The following is a 14,341-nucleotide window of genomic DNA, read 5'->3' as shown; positions in this document are numbered from 1 at the left end:
CTCGGCACCGGGCTGTCGCTCGACGATTTCGGCACCGGGCATTCCTCGCTGGCCTATCTGCAGCGCTTCCCGTTCGACACCATCAAGATCGACCAGTCGTTCGTCCGCACCACCAGCCGCGGCACCCGCCCGGTGATCCTGAAATCGATCATCGCGCTGGCGCACGACCTCGGCATGGAAGTGGTCGCCGAAGGCGCCGAGACCGATTCCGACGCGGTCGAGCTGTACCAACTCGGCTGCGAATACGCCCAGGGCTTCGCCTTCGGCGAGCCGATGGACGCCGATACGGCGATGAAGCTGCTGGCGGAAGAGCGGCTGGCCGAGGCGGGGTGATCGAACAATCAACCGCGACTGGCGTCAGTCGTCGTTGGCCACGAGTATAATCGTTTGATTCCGAAACGTTCTCTACTTTTTGCGGCCTGTATCTTTCCGGAAAGAATACTCTTTCGGAGAAACGTATGTCTCAGAAACTCGCGCGCGCCTTCGTGTCCGATGCCATTTCGAATTCTCACGCCGCCATCAAGGCGTGCTGGCTCATCGTATTTTCAGCCGGAACCTTTGCCGCCCTCTCGACGCTCAATACCGTGCTCATTCAAATGGATTGGCTTAACGGCGTTGTTTCGCCGCAAAATCGCATCACCGAGCACCCACTGATCTGTTTCATACTCTTCGTTGTTTTTGTCCTGACGTTTCTTCGCTTCTATATTGGCGACGTACGAATTTTCGACATTCGTTATACCGAAATCTTCAAGCTCGTTAATCTCAGCATCGACCTTTCGGACGATCCCAATGACTTTTCAAAATTCAAGAAGCTCGTTCTGAACAGCGACAGAAACCTGTATAAATTCGAGGTTGTCATCCTTACGTTTCAAACGCTGATCATCGTCTTTCTGGCTTTCCAAATCAGCAACTGGTTGAATTTCGCGCGAGTGTACTCGTTCTTGATGGTGTGGAACGTGGTGTATCTCATTTTCAATTATTTTCGGTCACGCGCCGTCGTGAGCCCGGTCTTCTTGGAGCTATTCCCTAACGCCAGTAATCTCCCGACAATTGCGGCGATGTTTCCTATGCAAGCCTCCCTGATTTGGATAGTTAATAATTTCATCGCGGCCGTAGTACTGTCGCCGAGCATTTTTTATTCGTCCACCGGCAGTGCGCCGTCCGCTTTTGCTGCCGTGGTCTGTATTTGTGTATTGGGAAATTGCCTGATCGACTTCTTTTTGGCCCGGGACTTTTACTTCCCGCGGTTCACTGAATTTCTCAATATCATGGTGCCAGATATCATGGTGTCAGAACCATCCTCGATTCCGCTTGGGAAACAACACCCCCATCCCGCCGCGGCACCCTCGTCCGCGATCCCATCCAAAGCCTCACTATGGATGCGGCCCCGGCCTTGAATCTGTCACCGGCAGCTGGGCCAACCGAACAAGTCGCCTTGGGGTTTGGCGACGTCACACCGCGGCGTAACGCCTTGCCGGTCGGAATACGGCGCGTTCAGGCGTGGCCGGCTTCGTTCGACAGCATGCCGGGCTCGATGCCGATCTTGTGCAGCGCGCGGGAATATTTCTCTTCGATATCGCCGCCGAAGATCAGGTCGGCGTCGGCCGGGCAATGCAGCCAGCCATTGCCCTGGATCTCGGTCTCGAGCTGGCCGGGCGCCCAGCCGGCATAGCCGAGCGCCAGGATCGCGTGTTTCGGCCCCGCACCCTTGGCGATCGCCTTCAAAATATCGACGGTGGCGGTCAGACAAATACCTTCATCGATCGGCAGAGTGGCGTCCTTGATGAAGAAGTCGCTTGAATGCAGCACGAATCCGCGGCCGGTCTCCACCGGCCCGCCCTTCAACACCTTCATGGTTTCGGCGTTTTCCGGGAGCTTGATCTGATCGGCCTTGTCGATGATGTCGAGCTGCACCAACAGCTCGGGGAAATCGATGCTGCCGGCCGGGCGGTTGACGATGATGCCCATGGCACCTTCCGAGGAATGCGCGCAGACATAGATCACCGAACGGGCAAACCGCTCGTCCTCCATCACCGGCATCGCGATCAGCAATTGCCCATCGAGATAGCGGCGCCCGGAGGCGTCCTCGGCCCCCCTGGTTTCGTCGCGTTTCGGCGCTTTCGCTTTGGGGTCCATCAGCTAGGCATTCTCATTTTGTCCCACATCCTGATATTGGGTGGCTATCCTGTCAATCAAGCCGTGGTCCGCACCCCGGTCGCCGTGTCACACGCAAGGTTCGAGGCCGGTCCGGTCTCTAAAGACGTCAGATGAGCGCTATGGTTCCGTTCCGCAGGGTCTTGCTCGCCGCAGCCGCCTTGGCGGCCTGTCTGATTTGTGAGGCGAGGGCCGAAGACAGTTCACCATGGCTCAGTGACAGCCATTCGGCGGTCCGGCTGCTGGCGGGGTCGCGCTCCGGCTCGGTGCTGCTCGGCGGCATCGCGATCCAGCTCGAACCGGGATGGAAGACCTATTGGCGGGCGCCGGGCGATTCCGGGGTGCCACCGCGGTTCGATTTCAGCAAATCCGACAATGTCGAGGCGGTGACCATCCTGTGGCCGGCGCCGACCCGGTTCGCCGACGGCGCCGGCGGCACCTCGCTGGGCTACCAGAAGCAGGTGGTGCTGCCGCTGCGCATCGTCGCCAAGAACGCCGAAAAGCCGGTGACGCTGCGCGCCACGGTGAATTACGCGGTGTGCGAAAAACTCTGCGTGCCGGTCGAGGCCAGCCCCGAGCTCGCCTTTGTCAGCGTCGCCAGCACCCAGGACGCCGCGCTGTCGGCGGCGCTCGACACCGTGCCGGTGCCGGCCAATGTCGGCGATCCGCACGCGGTGACGGTGCGCGACGTCAAGCGCGACGGCCAGTCGGTGATCGTCGACGTCGCGACGCCGGACTTCACCGCGGTCGATCTGTTCGTCGAGGGTCCGACGCCGGATTGGTCGCTGCCGGTGCCAAAGCGGATCGAGCCCAGCCCCGCCGGGGTGAAACGCTTCGAATTCGCACTCGAAGGCCTGCCGCCCGGGGTGAAGCCCGACGGCGCGGCGCTGAAGTTGACGCTGGTCGGCGCCGAGCGCTCCTACGAATTCAACGTCAATCTCGAGTAGCGCCGCCGCGGCACCTCTTCACCTCTCCCCGCTCGCGGGGAGAGGTCGACCCGGCGGAGCGTGAGCGAAGCCGGGTCAGGTGAGGGGGCGCTTCGACATAACGCGGCGCCCCCTCACCCGGCGCGACAAGCTCCGCTTGTCACGCCACCCTCTCCCCGCAAGCGGGGCGAGGGAAGGCGCTCGTGTCGGCTGTTTTATTCAATCAGTTACGCTTGACGAGATCAGACCCGCCCCGCGCCCGCGGCGCCCCAGCCTCTCCGCCAGAAAATCCGCCAGCACCTCGACCCGCGCCGCACGCGGGCCGCCGGGCGGCATCACCAAATGCACCGCGCCCTCGCGCTGGTGCCAGCCCTGCAGGATCACCTCGACGGCGCCGGAGGCCAAAGCCTCGCCGACGATGAACTCCGGCAGATCGGCGATGCCGAGCCCGGCGAGCAGCGCCGGCAGCAGCGCCTCGCCATTGTTGACGCGCAGTGGCCCCGACAGCCGCACGTCGGCCTGCTCGCCGGCGGCGTTGCTGTAGTGCCAGGTGTTCGGCGTCGACAGATAGGCGTAGCCGAGGCAGCGGTGGCTGGCGAGATGCATCGGATGGGTCGGCCGGCCGTGCGCCGCCAAATAGGACGGCGCCGCCACGGTGTAGCGCGGCATCGGGCACAGCCGCCGCGCCAGCAGCGAGGAATCCGGCAAGGAGGCGATCCGGATGCCGGCATCGAAGCCGTCGCCGATCAGGTCGACGGTGGCGTCCGACAGATGCAGGTCGATCGCCACCTCCGGGTATTTCAACATGAACTCCGGCAATAGCGGCGCGATCACCTTGACGCCGAAGGTCATCGGCACCGCCAGCCGCACCAGCCCGCGCGGCGCCGCCGATTGCGCCAGCGCCTCGGCCTCCGCAGCCTCGCCATCGGCCAATAGCCGCGCGGCGCGCTCGGCGAGCGTGTGGCCGGCATCGGTCAAGGCGAGGCGCCGCGAGGTGCGGTTGAACAGCCGCGCGCCGAGCTTCTGCTCCAACCGGCTCACCGCCTTCGACACGGTGGCCTTCGACAGCGTCAGCTCGTCGGCGGCCGCGGCGAACGAGCGCAGCTCCACCACCTTGGCGAAGATCGCCAGCGCCTCGAAGTCCGGGAGCTTCGTCATAGCAATTCCTGAAACAATGAGTTTCGATTGTTTCTATTTATAGGTCATGCGGGACGGCTTATCCAGATGCCAGCGCAACGCAACGCATCTGAGCGCCTCGCGCGCCACGAAATGGAGAGCGACATGATCGAACTTCGTCCGTTTGCAAAACTCGGCGGCGCCGACCACGGCTGGCTGAACGCCAAACACCACTTCTCGTTCGCCAATTACTACGACCCGGACAATATGGGCCATGGCGCCCTGCGGGTCTGGAATGACGACGAGATCGCCCCCAACACCGGGTTTCCGGCGCATCCGCACAAGGACATGGAAATCATCACCTATGTCCGCGAGGGCGCGATCACCCATCAGGACAGCATGGGCAACAAGGGCCGCACCGAGGCCGGCGATGTCCAGGTGATGAGCGCGGGCTCGGGCGTGCGGCATTCCGAATACAATCTGGAGCCGCAGACCACCCGGATCTTCCAGATCTGGATCGAGCCGATCGGCAAGGGCGGCCAGCCGACCTGGGGCGCCAAGCCGTTCCCGAAGGCCGACCGCTCCGGCAAGCTGGTCACCATCGCCTCCGGCTTTGCCGCCGACGCCGGGGCGCTGCCGATCCGCGCCGACGCAAGGGTGTTGGCGACCACGCTGAAGGCCGGCGAAACCGCGGAATACGCGCCGGACAAGGCACGGCATCTCTATCTGGTGCCGGCGGCGGGCTCGGTCGAGGTCAACGGCGTCACGGTGAACGCCCGCGACGGCGCCGCGATCCGCGACGAGGCCAAGCTCACCATCACCGCGCTGGAAGACTCAGAGCTGGTGCTGGTCGACGCCGCATAACCCTTCGCCGTGCCCGGCCGGCCTCGCCGTTGCCGGGCATCCGCGTCTCCGCGCCCCCCGGGACGTGGGTGGTCGGGCCGGCCTGCGGGCAACCGCAGCGGCCCGGCCATGGCGACCTTCTCTTCACCCTCAACCAACCGGAGCCCAAAATGGCAAAAGTTCTTGTTCTGTATTATTCCGCCTACGGCCACATCGAGACCATGGCCAACGCCGTCGCCGAAGGCGCGCGCGAAGCCGGCGCCCAAGTCGACATCAAGCGCGTCCCCGAACTGGTGCCGCCGGAGGTCGCCAAGGCCTCGCACTACAAGCTCGACCAGGCCGCGCCGATCGCCACCGTCGACGACCTCGCCAATTACGACGCCATCATTATCGGCACCGGCACGCGGTTTGGCCGAATCGCTTCGCAGATGGCGAATTTCCTCGACCAGGCCGGCGGGCTGTGGGCCAAGGGCGTGCTGCACGGTAAGGTCGGCGGCGCCTTCACCTCGACCGCGAGCCAGCATGGCGGACAGGAAACCACGCTGTTCTCGATCATCACCAACCTGTTGCATTTCGGCATGGTGGTGGTCGGCCTGAACTACGGCTACACGGGCCTGACTACGCTCGAGGAAGTCGCCGGCGGCTCGCCCTATGGCGCCACCACGATCACCGGCGGCGACGGCACCAGGCAGCCCAGCGCCAACGAACTCGGCGGCGCGCGTTATCAGGGAAAAGTGATCGCCGAGACCGCGATCAAATTGCATGGCTGATCGCTGCCGGGCGGCGCTGGCAGCTACGCAGCGCCGCCCCCATCTTGACCTTGGGCTGACAGGAGCGTGCGGTGCTTGACATTTATGTGCTCTATCAGTTGGCGCGCGATCCCTTGCGGGTGATCGCCAAGAGCTGGATGTGCCGCGGCCTGACCATCGCCACCAACGGCCGGCACCAGTGCCGCGACGCCGCGGCGCAAAGCTGCCGCGACTGCGGCTGATGCAAGCGGCCGCGCGTGATACAAGCTGCCGCGACCGCGGTCGATACACGACCGATCAGGCCGACACGAAACGATCAGTTGATCACCTGCTGCGCTTCATCCCGTGAAGCCGTCATTCCGGGGCTCGCGCAGCGCAAGCTGCGAGAGAACCCGGAATGACGTCTTGCTTTTCGGTTGGCGCATCAGATCAATTCGGATCGAGATCCGCCGATCGTCTCCAACTGATCAAATATCGAGATGCCGATACACCGCGATCTCGCGCTCGCGGGCGAGCCGGGAGTCCTCGCCGGCGCGCACGCCGCGCCAGACGTCGAAGATGATCACCAGCGTGGAAAACAGCCCGGTGATTTTGCCGGTGATGAAGCCGAACGGAAACACCAGGTGATCCGGTGCGATGATGAATTGCGAGCCGAGGAAGATCGTCGCAGCGTTGATGAAGTAGCCCAGCCGGTACAGCGACTTTTCCTTCCAGGCGGCCTTGGCGTGCGGCTTCGAGCTCTTCTTCACCGCGCGGTTGTATTTCGGATTCGCCATCAGGCCGAGGAAGCGGCGTTTCTTCGGCAGCGCATTGGGGCCTGCGACCAAGGCGCGGAAATTCTTCCGCATCTCGAAATGCGCGACCAGCGCCAGCAAGAGATTGGCGGCGACCGCCACCGCTTTCAGCGCCGGCAGCGACATCGTCAGTTGCGCGGCGAGATCGACGAACACCAGATGCGTCAGCGCATTGAGCGCGAACGCCGAACGGTGGAACGCGGCGCGGTTGATCGCCTGCACCTTCTCGTCGATGAAGGCGGCGCCCGGCTTGCTGGCGCCGAATTGCAGCAGGAATTGCTTCTGCCTCGGCTCCAGCCGCCAGCGCCGGCCGACCTCCTCCAAGGTTTCCGCCGGCGTGCCGCGCTTGATCCGGAAGGTGGCGCGGTTGAACCAGGTGGTGACGCGGTTGATCCAGCTGCGCGTCACCGCGAACCGCGAGGCGGTTGCCGATTCGATCAATCGCTGAGGTTCTGCCGGCATGGTCGGGGCCCAAATCACTGGCAAAAGCTTGCGCCAGATCGCAGCCCTCAGCAACATCGCGCGGCAAGCGTTGTCGCCAGCAAGTCGCATCCGCCGCGGCGACGCTCGGCGCAGGCCAGCAAAACTCTCGCGCTGACCCGCGTCAACGCCTTGCAACACCACGGATTTGATTGAAAGGCCGGGATTCGGCGGCAGTCCGCGCGCAGGCGGCGCCAGACGATGGGCGCAAAACCGGGGATACAAAACCGGCGGGTTGCAGATCGGGGGATGCAAGCGGGGGGAGGCAAGCGGGGCGATGCAAGACCGGGGCGGCAATGGTGGGCGCGACAGGGATCGAACCTGTGACCCCCTCGATGTCAACGAGGTGCTCTCCCGCTGAGCTACGCGCCCTCTTAGATCTTCACGGGTGGGTCCCTATATCGGCTTCACGGCGCGCAGGCAAGCAGCCTTGCGCGGAGATTTACGCCGCGAGCATCTTATTCACTTCGCTGACCAATTCCCGCAGGTGCACGGGCTTGGCGAGCACCTTGGCGTTTTTCGGCGCCTCGGAGTCGGAATTCAGCGCCACCGCGGCGAACCCGGTGATGAACATGATCTTGATGTCGGGATCGAGCTCGGAGGCGCGGCGCGCCAGTTCGATGCCGTCCATCTCCGGCATCACGATGTCGGTGAGCAGCATTTCAAACGGCTCTTCCCGCAGCCGCTGATAGGCTGATAGGCCGTTGTCATAGGACGACACCTGAAATCCGGCGTTTTCCAGCGCCTTGACCAGGAACCGGCGCATGTCGTTGTCGTCTTCGGCGAGGAGGATTTTATGCATGGCGGCTGGATGTCAAACCCGAGTGAGAGGACCATTCCGGCCAGTTAGACCGAGCTTAGGTAAATTTCGGGTGAAAGTCGGATATCGCAAGACATCCAGGATGGCCGCGGACTGTGCGCGCTCCGGCCGGTTCTGGCAACAAACCAAGCGGGTTGCCGGCTCGGGCCTTGGTTCCCGCGCGGCGAAGAATTTATTTACTTGGCAGAGCGGATGCGATTGCCGACAATCATTCGCAGCAGCCCAGCGGCCACGCTGGCAGCTGACTAGGCCGACGAGGGCGCGAAGCAGGGACGGCCGACGATGAGCGAATTTGACGGTGAGCTTTTTGACCGTGAACTGTCGACTCCCTTCGACATCATCGAACCGGGGCAGTGGCGTGCACCGATCATCTTCAACTCGCCGCATTCCGGCTCGGTCTATCCGGCGGAATTCCTGGTGGCGTCGCGGATCGATCTTGCGGCGCTGCGCCGCTCGGAAGATTCGTTCATGGACGAATTGATCGCAGGCCTCAGCGATCGCGGCTTTCCGGTGGTGCGGGTGCATTTTCCGCGCTCCTATATCGACGTCAACCGCGAGCCCTACGAGCTCGACCCGCGGATGTTCGTCGGCCGGCTGCCGAGCTTCGCCAACACCCGCTCGATGCGGGTGGCCGGCGGGCTCGGCACCATCCCCCGCGTGGTCGGCGACGGCCAGGAGATCTATCGCGAAAGGATCGACGTCGACGACGCGCTGGGGCGGATCGAGGCGCTGTACAAGCCGTATCACCGCGCGCTGCGCCGGCTCATCAACAAGGCGCATCAGAGATTCGGCTCGGTGATCGTGGTGGATTGCCATTCGATGCCCTCGATCGGGCTGTCGCGCGACGAGCCGCGGCGCCCCGACGTGGTGATCGGCGATCGCTACGGCACCAGCTGCGTCGCCACCATCCCCGACGTGGTCGAGCAGACCATGATGGCGCGCGGCTATTCGGTCGGCCGCAACAAGCCCTATGCCGGCGGCTTCATCACCGAGCATTACGGCAATCCGTCGAGCGGGCTGCACGCGGTGCAGGTCGAACTCAACCGCGCGATCTACATGGACGAGCGGCTGCGCCAACGCAGCCCGCGGTTCGATCAGGTGATCGACGACTTCGCGATCCTGGCCGATGCACTGGCGGAGATTCCGCTCGGCGGGCTCGGCTCGTTCCAGTCCGCTGCCGAGTAGCGCGCGCGGCGAGCTTGGCGATGGCGTGCGGTCGGGGCAAGAAAGCCTGCAAAGCGACCTTGCAAAGTCACCTGCAAAGAAAAAAGGGCCGCTTGCGTTGGCAAGCGGCCCAAGTCTAGGGAGGAAACGCCCAAGGAGGGCAGCGATAGCGCAAGGCGCTACCGCACCGCAACAATATGAGACTGCGCCGCACCAAGCGCAAGCGTTTTTGCGCGTTTTTCCATGCAAAAATGCATGTCAGAACACCATTCGGAGCCCGCGAGTTGGTATTTTTTCGAGTTTATTCATAGACTTAACAGAGAGTGACAGCGGTTCGCATCGGCCAGAAGTGTGTTTCTACGACTTACAACCGCAATTTCGAAGCCGTTGCGGCATAAAAACGCACCCAGACGCAACCCAATGCGAAAGTCGAAAGGACCCGGCGCGGCCGCCGGCTTGCGATTTCTCCCGGCCATCGACGTAATTATAAGAGCGGGCGGCGGCGGATTGCATTACGCCATAGACCCAACCCTGCCGCAGCGCTCTTCAGAAGGATCCTCCGTGACGGTCATCGATTTCACAGCCTTTATCGGGCGGCTTGCGACGTCAGCCGGCGAAACCATCCTGCCGATGTTTCGAACCGCGCTGGCGATCGACAACAAGAGCACGCCCGGCCACGAATTCGATCCGGTGACCGAAGCCGACCGCGCCGCCGAGGCGGTGATGCGCCGGATGATCAAGGAGACCTTCCCGCAGCATGGCATCGTCGGCGAGGAATTCGGCACCGAGAACCCGGACGCCGAATATGTCTGGGTGCTGGACCCGATCGACGGCACCAAATCCTTCATCGCCGGGTTTCCGATCTGGGGCACGCTGATCGCGCTGCTGCACCGGGGCACCCCGGTCTACGGCATGATGCACCAGCCGTTCATCGGCGAGCGCTTTTCAGGCGACAGCCAATCGGCGAGCTATCGCGGCCCGTCCGGCGAGCGCAGCCTCGCGGTGCGGCGCTGCGCGCTGCTGCAGGACGCCACCACCTACACCACCAGCCCGCTGTTGATGAATGCCGACGACCGCGCTGCCTATGGCCGCGTCGAACATGAGGTGCGGTTGTCGCGCTATGGCGGCGATTGCTACGCCTATTGCATGCTGGCGGCCGGCAATCTCGACCTGGTGATCGAGACCGAGCTGAAGCCCTATGACGTCGCGGCGTTGATCCCGATCGTCACCGGCGCCGGCGGCATCATCACCACCTGGGAAGGCGGGCCGGCGCAAAACGGCGGCCGGATCATCGCCGCCGGCGATCCGCGGATCCACCAGGCCGCGATGAAGCTGTTGGCGAGCTGAACGCCCTCCCAACGCCGCTCGGAATGCTACCAGCGGAACGGGGCCGCTGAGCAAGACATTGTCTTTCGCCAAGTCCGGCATCGGATCGCCGGAAATATTGTTGCGTCGCGGGGCTCGCACACCCTTCTGCGAGACCGGGAGAGACGCCGGCGGCTACCGCAGGGGGCCCGCTTCGCCAAGGCGCAGGACATGAATATTGCCGCCGCGGTTCGCCGCGCCACCCCGGTGTTGGATTCGCCCGGCAGCGACGGCGGGCCGCGCATCGCCCCGGCCATCGCGCGCGCGGTGCGACAACTGCCGCGCCCGGCCTATCGCTCGATCGTGGCAGTGATTGTGCTGTATTCGGCCGCCGCCGTGGCGTTGATCCCATTCGCCGGCGAAAAGGGTCCGGACCTTCCCAGCATCACCCCGTTGTTCGTCGGCGGCGTGCTCGCGACGCAACTCTCCACCAGTTTCCTGCTGTTCGTGATGACCCGCGCGGTGCGCACCTGGTCGATGCTGGTGCTGGGTTGCGCCTATCTGTACGGCAGCCTGATGGCGCCGTTCCACCTGTTGACCTTTCCCGGCGGCGTGCTGCCCGACATCATCATCCTGGGCAACGCGCAATCGGCGCGCTGGATCTATAATTTCTGGTACGGCGGCTTCGGGCTGCTGGCGCTGATCGCGATCCTGCTCGAGATCCGCGCGGTGCGGATTCCTGCCGGCCGGGTCGGCCGCGCCACCGGCGTTGCCGTCAGTGTCGTGGTCGGCGCGGTCGCCGCCTCCGTGCTGCTCGCCATCGTCGCGGTCGAGCAACTTCCGCCGCTGATCATTGGCACGTCGTGGACCGCGCTCGACATCGTCCTGATCGCGCTGGAAACGGCGGTGCTGGTGGCCGGCGTCGGCGTGGTGCTGACGGTGCTGCATCGTCACAATATGATGTTCCTGTTGCTCAGCCTGGTGCTGACCGCGATGGCGTTCTCCAACATCCTGTCGATCGAGGGGCCGGGCCGCTACACCGTGGGCTGGTGCGCCGGCCGGTTGAGCTGGTTCATCTCGGCCAGCATTCTGTTCCTGTTCTTCATGGTGCAGTTTGCCAGGCAACAATTGCTGCTGACGCGCTCGCAGGACGTGCTGGAAGCCCGGGTCGCGAGCCGCACCGTCGACCTCACCGCAGCGGTCAAGCAGCGCGACCTGCTGCTGCGCGAATTGCACCATCGGGTGAAAAACAAGATGCAGATCGTCGACGCGCTGCTGGCGACGCAGGCGCGACACAGCCGCAACGCCGAGCTGCGACAGACGCTGAACGACCTGCGCAGCCGCATCTATGTGCTGGCCTTGGCGCATCAGCAGTTGATGCAATCCGACTTCGATGCCTTCGACGTGGCGCCGTTTCTGCAGGAACTCACCAACAACATCATGGCCAACGGCGTCGACCCCAGCGCCGAGCTGCGGCTCGATTCCATCGCGCTGATGGTGTCGATCGATTTCGCCGCCCCGCTGGGGCTGCTGGTGACCGAACTGATCATCGATTGCCTCGAACATTCGCGCCCGCCGGGCAGCGGCCGGATCGCCCTGACCTTGCGGCGCGAGGCCGACGCCGTAGTGCTGGCGATTGCGGACAACAGGTCGGCGCGGCGCACCGACAGCGGCGCCGATGTCGACAAGGCGGCGCTGCGGACCCGGGTGCTGAAAGGCCTGGTGCGGCAACTCGACGCCACCCTCAGCATCCGCGACATCGGGGGCTGGTGCGCCGAGGTGACCTTTGCAAGGCCGAAGGAGGCGACATGAGCCATTTGAGCGATTGTGTGCTGATCGTCGAAGACGAATTCTTCATCGCGGATTACTTCGCCGAGGAGATCCGGGCGATGGGTCATGCGGTCTGCGGCATCGCCGAAAGCGCCGACGAAGCGCTGGAGATGGCCCGCGCGCATCGTCCCTCGCTGATTTTGATGGACGTCCGGCTGAAGGGCGAGCGCGACGGCATCGATGCCTCGATCGCGATCCACGCCGCAGTCGGCTCCAAGGTGATCTTCATCACCGGCTCGCGCGAGCCCGCCAACGTCGCGCGGATCGCGCAGGACCACCCCGCGGCGGTGCTATTCAAGCCGTTGCGCGGTCATCAGCTGCGCAGCACCGTGGAATCGGTGCGGCTGCAGGATGGCTTCGGAATCGGCACCGCGCCGCAGCATTGAGCGCTGGCACGTCGTCGCTACCGCGCGGCGCGGCGGAGATGCTCGGCGAGTTGCTGCGCCGGGCGCGGCAGCGCCTTGAGGTCGCGGACGCAGATCACCAGCTTGCGGCTGGCCCAGCCATCGCGGATCCGCAACACCGCAAGCGGCATCGCGCGGGCACAGCGCTTCGCCGCCGCCTCCGGCACCACCGCGACGCCGACCCCGGCCGCCGCCATCTGGCAGATCGCGTCAAACTCCTTCAACCGGGCACGGAACCGCAACCGCGCGCCGAGCCGCGCGGCGTGGCGGCCGAGGTGATCCTGCAGCGCGCTGCCCGGCGACAGCCCGATGAAATCGCGCTGCAGCAGTTCGGCGAAATCCACCGCGCGGCGATCGGCGATGGCGTCGTCCTTCGCTGCCACCAGCACCAGCCGGTCGTCGCAGAACGCAAACCGCTCGATCGAATCCGGCAATGCCTGGTCGATCGCCAGGCCAATGTCGGCGGCGCCGGACGCGATCGCCTCGGCGATCTCCGCGCTCTCGCGCTCCTCGACGTCGATGCTGATGTTGGAATGGGCGCCGAGGAACGCCGCCAGCGCCTTCGGCAGATGTTCCGACAGCGCCGCAGTGTTGGCGATCAGCCGCACGCTGGCTTTGACGCCGCGCGCATAGGCGGCGAGATCGCCGCGCAGCGTGTCGGTGGCGTGCAGCACGATCCGCGCGTGGTCGAGCAGGCTGTCGCCGGCGGGCGTCAGCGTCACGCCGCGCCGGCCGCGCCGCAACAGCGCGACGCCAAGGCCCGCTTCCAGCGCCTTGATCCGCGCGCTCGCCGAGGCCAGCGCCAGATGACAGCGCGCCGCGCCATGGGTGATGCTGCGCGCTTCGGCGATCGCCGCAAACAGCCGAAGATCCACCAGGTCGAACTGCATAGGCCCCTCCTCGCAGCCTTCGCCACAGCCGAAGGCTGACCGCGGAAGCCGCAGATTGTGCGCACGGTGCGGATCGGTCAATGTGCATCCGTGTTCGATGCCCTCCTCATCCTGATTGCCGCGGTGTTCGCTCTGGCTGGTTTCGTCAAGGGCGTGATCGGGCTCGGCCTGCCCACCGTGGCGATGGGGCTGTTGGCGGTGGCGATGCCGCCGGCGCAGGCGCTGGCGATCGTGATCGTGCCGGCGATCGTCACCAATATCTGGCAGACCTTCGTCGGCGGCTATCTGCGCGACGTCGTGCGGCGGCTGTGGCCGCTGATGCTGGCGACCGCGATCGGCATCCGCGCCGGCGCCGGGTTGATGACCGGACCCTATGCACACTACGCCACCATCCTGCTCGGCCTGCTGCTGGTGATCTATGCGCTGCTCGGGCTCAGCCAGGCCCGCTTCCACGTCAGTCCGGCGCATGAAAAATGGGTCGGCGGCGTGGTCGGGCTGATCACCGGCGTGGTGGCGGCGGCGACCGGGGTGCAGGTGATCCCGTCGATGCCGTTCATGCAGGCGATCGGCCTGGAGAAAGACGAGTTGGTGCAGGCGCTCGGCGTGTTCTTCACCACAGCGACGCTGGCGCAGGCGTTCAATCTCACGCAGGCCGGGCTGTTGTCGGCGGCGACCGCGCTGCCGGGCGGGGTGGCGATGGTCACCGCCTTCGCCGGAATGTTCATCGGCCAGATGGTGCGGGCGCGGATGGACGCGGCCCAGTTCCGCCGCTGGTTCCTGGTGGCGATGGGGTTGCTCGGTGTTTATCTCGCCGGCGCCACACTCGTCAGCGCGTGATCCCGAAACGTGGCTTCCGGTTTTCGGAC

The 14,341-nt window shown here is 64.7% G+C and carries 16 protein-coding genes and 1 tRNA gene; 11 read left to right on the top strand and 6 right to left on the bottom strand.

Annotated features, from left to right (window positions below):
* Both VGC77_RS13845 and VGC77_RS13840 read left to right on the top strand, forming a co-directional pair.
* On the top strand, positions 1-333 hold a 333-nt coding region (locus tag VGC77_RS13845), incomplete at its 5' end, for an EAL domain-containing protein (RefSeq protein ID WP_331172143.1).
* Positions 334-458: 125 nt separating this feature from the next.
* Positions 459-1,397 (top strand): hypothetical protein, encoded by a 939-nt coding sequence (locus tag VGC77_RS13840; RefSeq protein ID WP_331172142.1) that lies wholly within the window; start codon positions 459-461, stop codon positions 1,395-1,397.
* Between the two features lie 97 nt (positions 1,398-1,494).
* Here VGC77_RS13840 and VGC77_RS13835 read toward each other — a convergent pair whose 3' ends face one another.
* Complete coding sequence (locus VGC77_RS13835; protein ID WP_331172141.1) at positions 1,495-2,136, bottom strand: YqgE/AlgH family protein; 642 nt, start codon at positions 2,134-2,136, stop codon at positions 1,495-1,497.
* 131 nt (positions 2,137-2,267) lie between these two features.
* Between VGC77_RS13835 and VGC77_RS13830 the strand changes: the two genes are divergently transcribed.
* The gene (locus tag VGC77_RS13830; protein ID WP_331172140.1) at positions 2,268-3,101 is read left to right on the top strand and encodes a protein-disulfide reductase DsbD domain-containing protein; all 834 of its coding nucleotides are present in this window, start codon (positions 2,268-2,270) and stop codon (positions 3,099-3,101) included.
* 198 nt (positions 3,102-3,299) lie between these two features.
* Here the strand turns inward: VGC77_RS13830 and VGC77_RS13825 are convergent, their stop codons facing one another.
* Complete coding sequence (locus VGC77_RS13825) at positions 3,300-4,238, bottom strand: LysR family transcriptional regulator (protein WP_331172139.1); 939 nt, start codon at positions 4,236-4,238, stop codon at positions 3,300-3,302.
* A gap of 123 nt (positions 4,239-4,361) precedes the next feature.
* On the opposite strand from VGC77_RS13825, the gene VGC77_RS13820 reads away from it, so the two are divergent.
* The 3 genes from VGC77_RS13820 to VGC77_RS13810 all read left to right on the top strand — a co-directional run bounded on the left by VGC77_RS13820 (position 4,362) and on the right by VGC77_RS13810 (position 6,030).
* Positions 4,362-5,060, top strand: coding sequence for a pirin family protein (locus VGC77_RS13820; RefSeq protein WP_331172138.1), 699 nt, complete (start codon positions 4,362-4,364; stop codon positions 5,058-5,060).
* 149 nt (positions 5,061-5,209) lie between these two features.
* Positions 5,210-5,809, top strand: a complete 600-nt coding sequence (gene wrbA, locus VGC77_RS13815) for an NAD(P)H:quinone oxidoreductase (protein WP_331172137.1) — start codon at positions 5,210-5,212, stop codon at positions 5,807-5,809.
* Between the two features lie 71 nt (positions 5,810-5,880).
* Entirely contained in the window at positions 5,881-6,030 is a 150-nt protein-coding gene (locus VGC77_RS13810; RefSeq protein WP_331172136.1) for a hypothetical protein, read from the top strand.
* 225 nt (positions 6,031-6,255) lie between these two features.
* On the opposite strand, the gene VGC77_RS13805 is transcribed toward VGC77_RS13810, so the two are convergent.
* From VGC77_RS13805 to cpdR, 3 genes are all read right to left on the bottom strand, one after another.
* Positions 6,256-7,044: a hypothetical protein gene (locus VGC77_RS13805; RefSeq protein WP_331172135.1), complete on the bottom strand. Its 789-nt coding sequence runs from the start codon at positions 7,042-7,044 to the stop codon at positions 6,256-6,258.
* 315 nt (positions 7,045-7,359) lie between these two features.
* Positions 7,360-7,434: transfer RNA gene (locus VGC77_RS13800), tRNA-Val, on the bottom strand.
* A 70-nt stretch (positions 7,435-7,504) separates the two neighbouring features.
* On the bottom strand, positions 7,505-7,864 hold the full coding sequence (gene cpdR, locus VGC77_RS13795) for a cell cycle two-component system response regulator CpdR (protein WP_011471260.1): 360 nt from the start codon (positions 7,862-7,864) through the stop codon (positions 7,505-7,507).
* Between the two features lie 300 nt (positions 7,865-8,164).
* Between cpdR and VGC77_RS13790 the strand changes: the two genes are divergently transcribed.
* The 4 genes from VGC77_RS13790 (at position 8,165) to VGC77_RS13775 (ending at position 12,567) form a co-directional block, all read left to right on the top strand.
* Entirely contained in the window at positions 8,165-9,067 is a 903-nt protein-coding gene (locus VGC77_RS13790) for an N-formylglutamate amidohydrolase (RefSeq protein ID WP_331172134.1), read from the top strand.
* A gap of 540 nt (positions 9,068-9,607) precedes the next feature.
* A complete protein-coding gene (hisN, locus tag VGC77_RS13785) occupies positions 9,608-10,393 on the top strand; it encodes a histidinol-phosphatase (protein ID WP_331172133.1) in 786 nt (261 codons plus the stop codon).
* Between the two features lie 189 nt (positions 10,394-10,582).
* A complete protein-coding gene (locus VGC77_RS13780; protein WP_331172132.1) occupies positions 10,583-12,163 on the top strand; it encodes a sensor histidine kinase in 1,581 nt (526 codons plus the stop codon).
* A complete protein-coding gene (locus tag VGC77_RS13775; protein WP_331172131.1) occupies positions 12,160-12,567 on the top strand; it encodes a response regulator in 408 nt (135 codons plus the stop codon). The genes VGC77_RS13780 and VGC77_RS13775 overlap by 4 nt, the downstream gene beginning before the upstream one ends.
* Before the next feature lie 17 nt (positions 12,568-12,584).
* Here VGC77_RS13775 and VGC77_RS13770 read toward each other — a convergent pair whose 3' ends face one another.
* On the bottom strand, positions 12,585-13,475 hold the full coding sequence (locus tag VGC77_RS13770; RefSeq protein WP_331172130.1) for a LysR substrate-binding domain-containing protein: 891 nt from the start codon (positions 13,473-13,475) through the stop codon (positions 12,585-12,587).
* A 90-nt stretch (positions 13,476-13,565) separates the two neighbouring features.
* Here VGC77_RS13770 and VGC77_RS13765 point away from each other — a divergent pair, with 90 nt between their 5' ends.
* On the top strand, positions 13,566-14,312 hold the full coding sequence (locus tag VGC77_RS13765; protein WP_331172129.1) for a sulfite exporter TauE/SafE family protein: 747 nt from the start codon (positions 13,566-13,568) through the stop codon (positions 14,310-14,312).
* The last annotated feature ends 29 nt before the right edge of the window (positions 14,313-14,341 follow it).

The organism is Rhodopseudomonas sp. (assembly GCF_036404135.1).
In the GTDB taxonomy this organism is placed as follows: domain Bacteria; phylum Pseudomonadota; class Alphaproteobacteria; order Rhizobiales; family Xanthobacteraceae; genus Rhodopseudomonas_A.
Note: the sequence above shows the minus strand (reverse complement) of the source record. Positions and strands in the feature narration are given on the sequence as shown.

Excerpts from the sequence above, each read along its gene's own strand:
- VGC77_RS13840 (WP_331172142.1), top strand. The coding sequence starts at position 459 with ATGTCTCAGAAACTCGCGCGCGCCTTCGTGTCCGATGCCATTTCGAAT.
- VGC77_RS13835 (WP_331172141.1), bottom strand. The coding sequence starts at position 2,136 with ATGGACCCCAAAGCGAAAGCGCCGAAACGCGACGAAACCAGGGGGGCC.
- VGC77_RS13830 (WP_331172140.1), top strand. The coding sequence starts at position 2,268 with ATGAGCGCTATGGTTCCGTTCCGCAGGGTCTTGCTCGCCGCAGCCGCC.
- VGC77_RS13825 (WP_331172139.1), bottom strand. The coding sequence starts at position 4,238 with ATGACGAAGCTCCCGGACTTCGAGGCGCTGGCGATCTTCGCCAAGGTG.
- VGC77_RS13820 (WP_331172138.1), top strand. The coding sequence starts at position 4,362 with ATGATCGAACTTCGTCCGTTTGCAAAACTCGGCGGCGCCGACCACGGC.
- wrbA (WP_331172137.1), top strand. The coding sequence starts at position 5,210 with ATGGCAAAAGTTCTTGTTCTGTATTATTCCGCCTACGGCCACATCGAG.
- VGC77_RS13805 (WP_331172135.1), bottom strand. The coding sequence starts at position 7,044 with ATGCCGGCAGAACCTCAGCGATTGATCGAATCGGCAACCGCCTCGCGG.
- cpdR (WP_011471260.1), bottom strand. The coding sequence starts at position 7,864 with ATGCATAAAATCCTCCTCGCCGAAGACGACAACGACATGCGCCGGTTC.
- VGC77_RS13790 (WP_331172134.1), top strand. The coding sequence starts at position 8,165 with ATGAGCGAATTTGACGGTGAGCTTTTTGACCGTGAACTGTCGACTCCC.
- VGC77_RS13780 (WP_331172132.1), top strand. The coding sequence starts at position 10,583 with ATGAATATTGCCGCCGCGGTTCGCCGCGCCACCCCGGTGTTGGATTCG.
- VGC77_RS13775 (WP_331172131.1), top strand. The coding sequence starts at position 12,160 with ATGAGCCATTTGAGCGATTGTGTGCTGATCGTCGAAGACGAATTCTTC.
- VGC77_RS13770 (WP_331172130.1), bottom strand. The coding sequence starts at position 13,475 with ATGCAGTTCGACCTGGTGGATCTTCGGCTGTTTGCGGCGATCGCCGAA.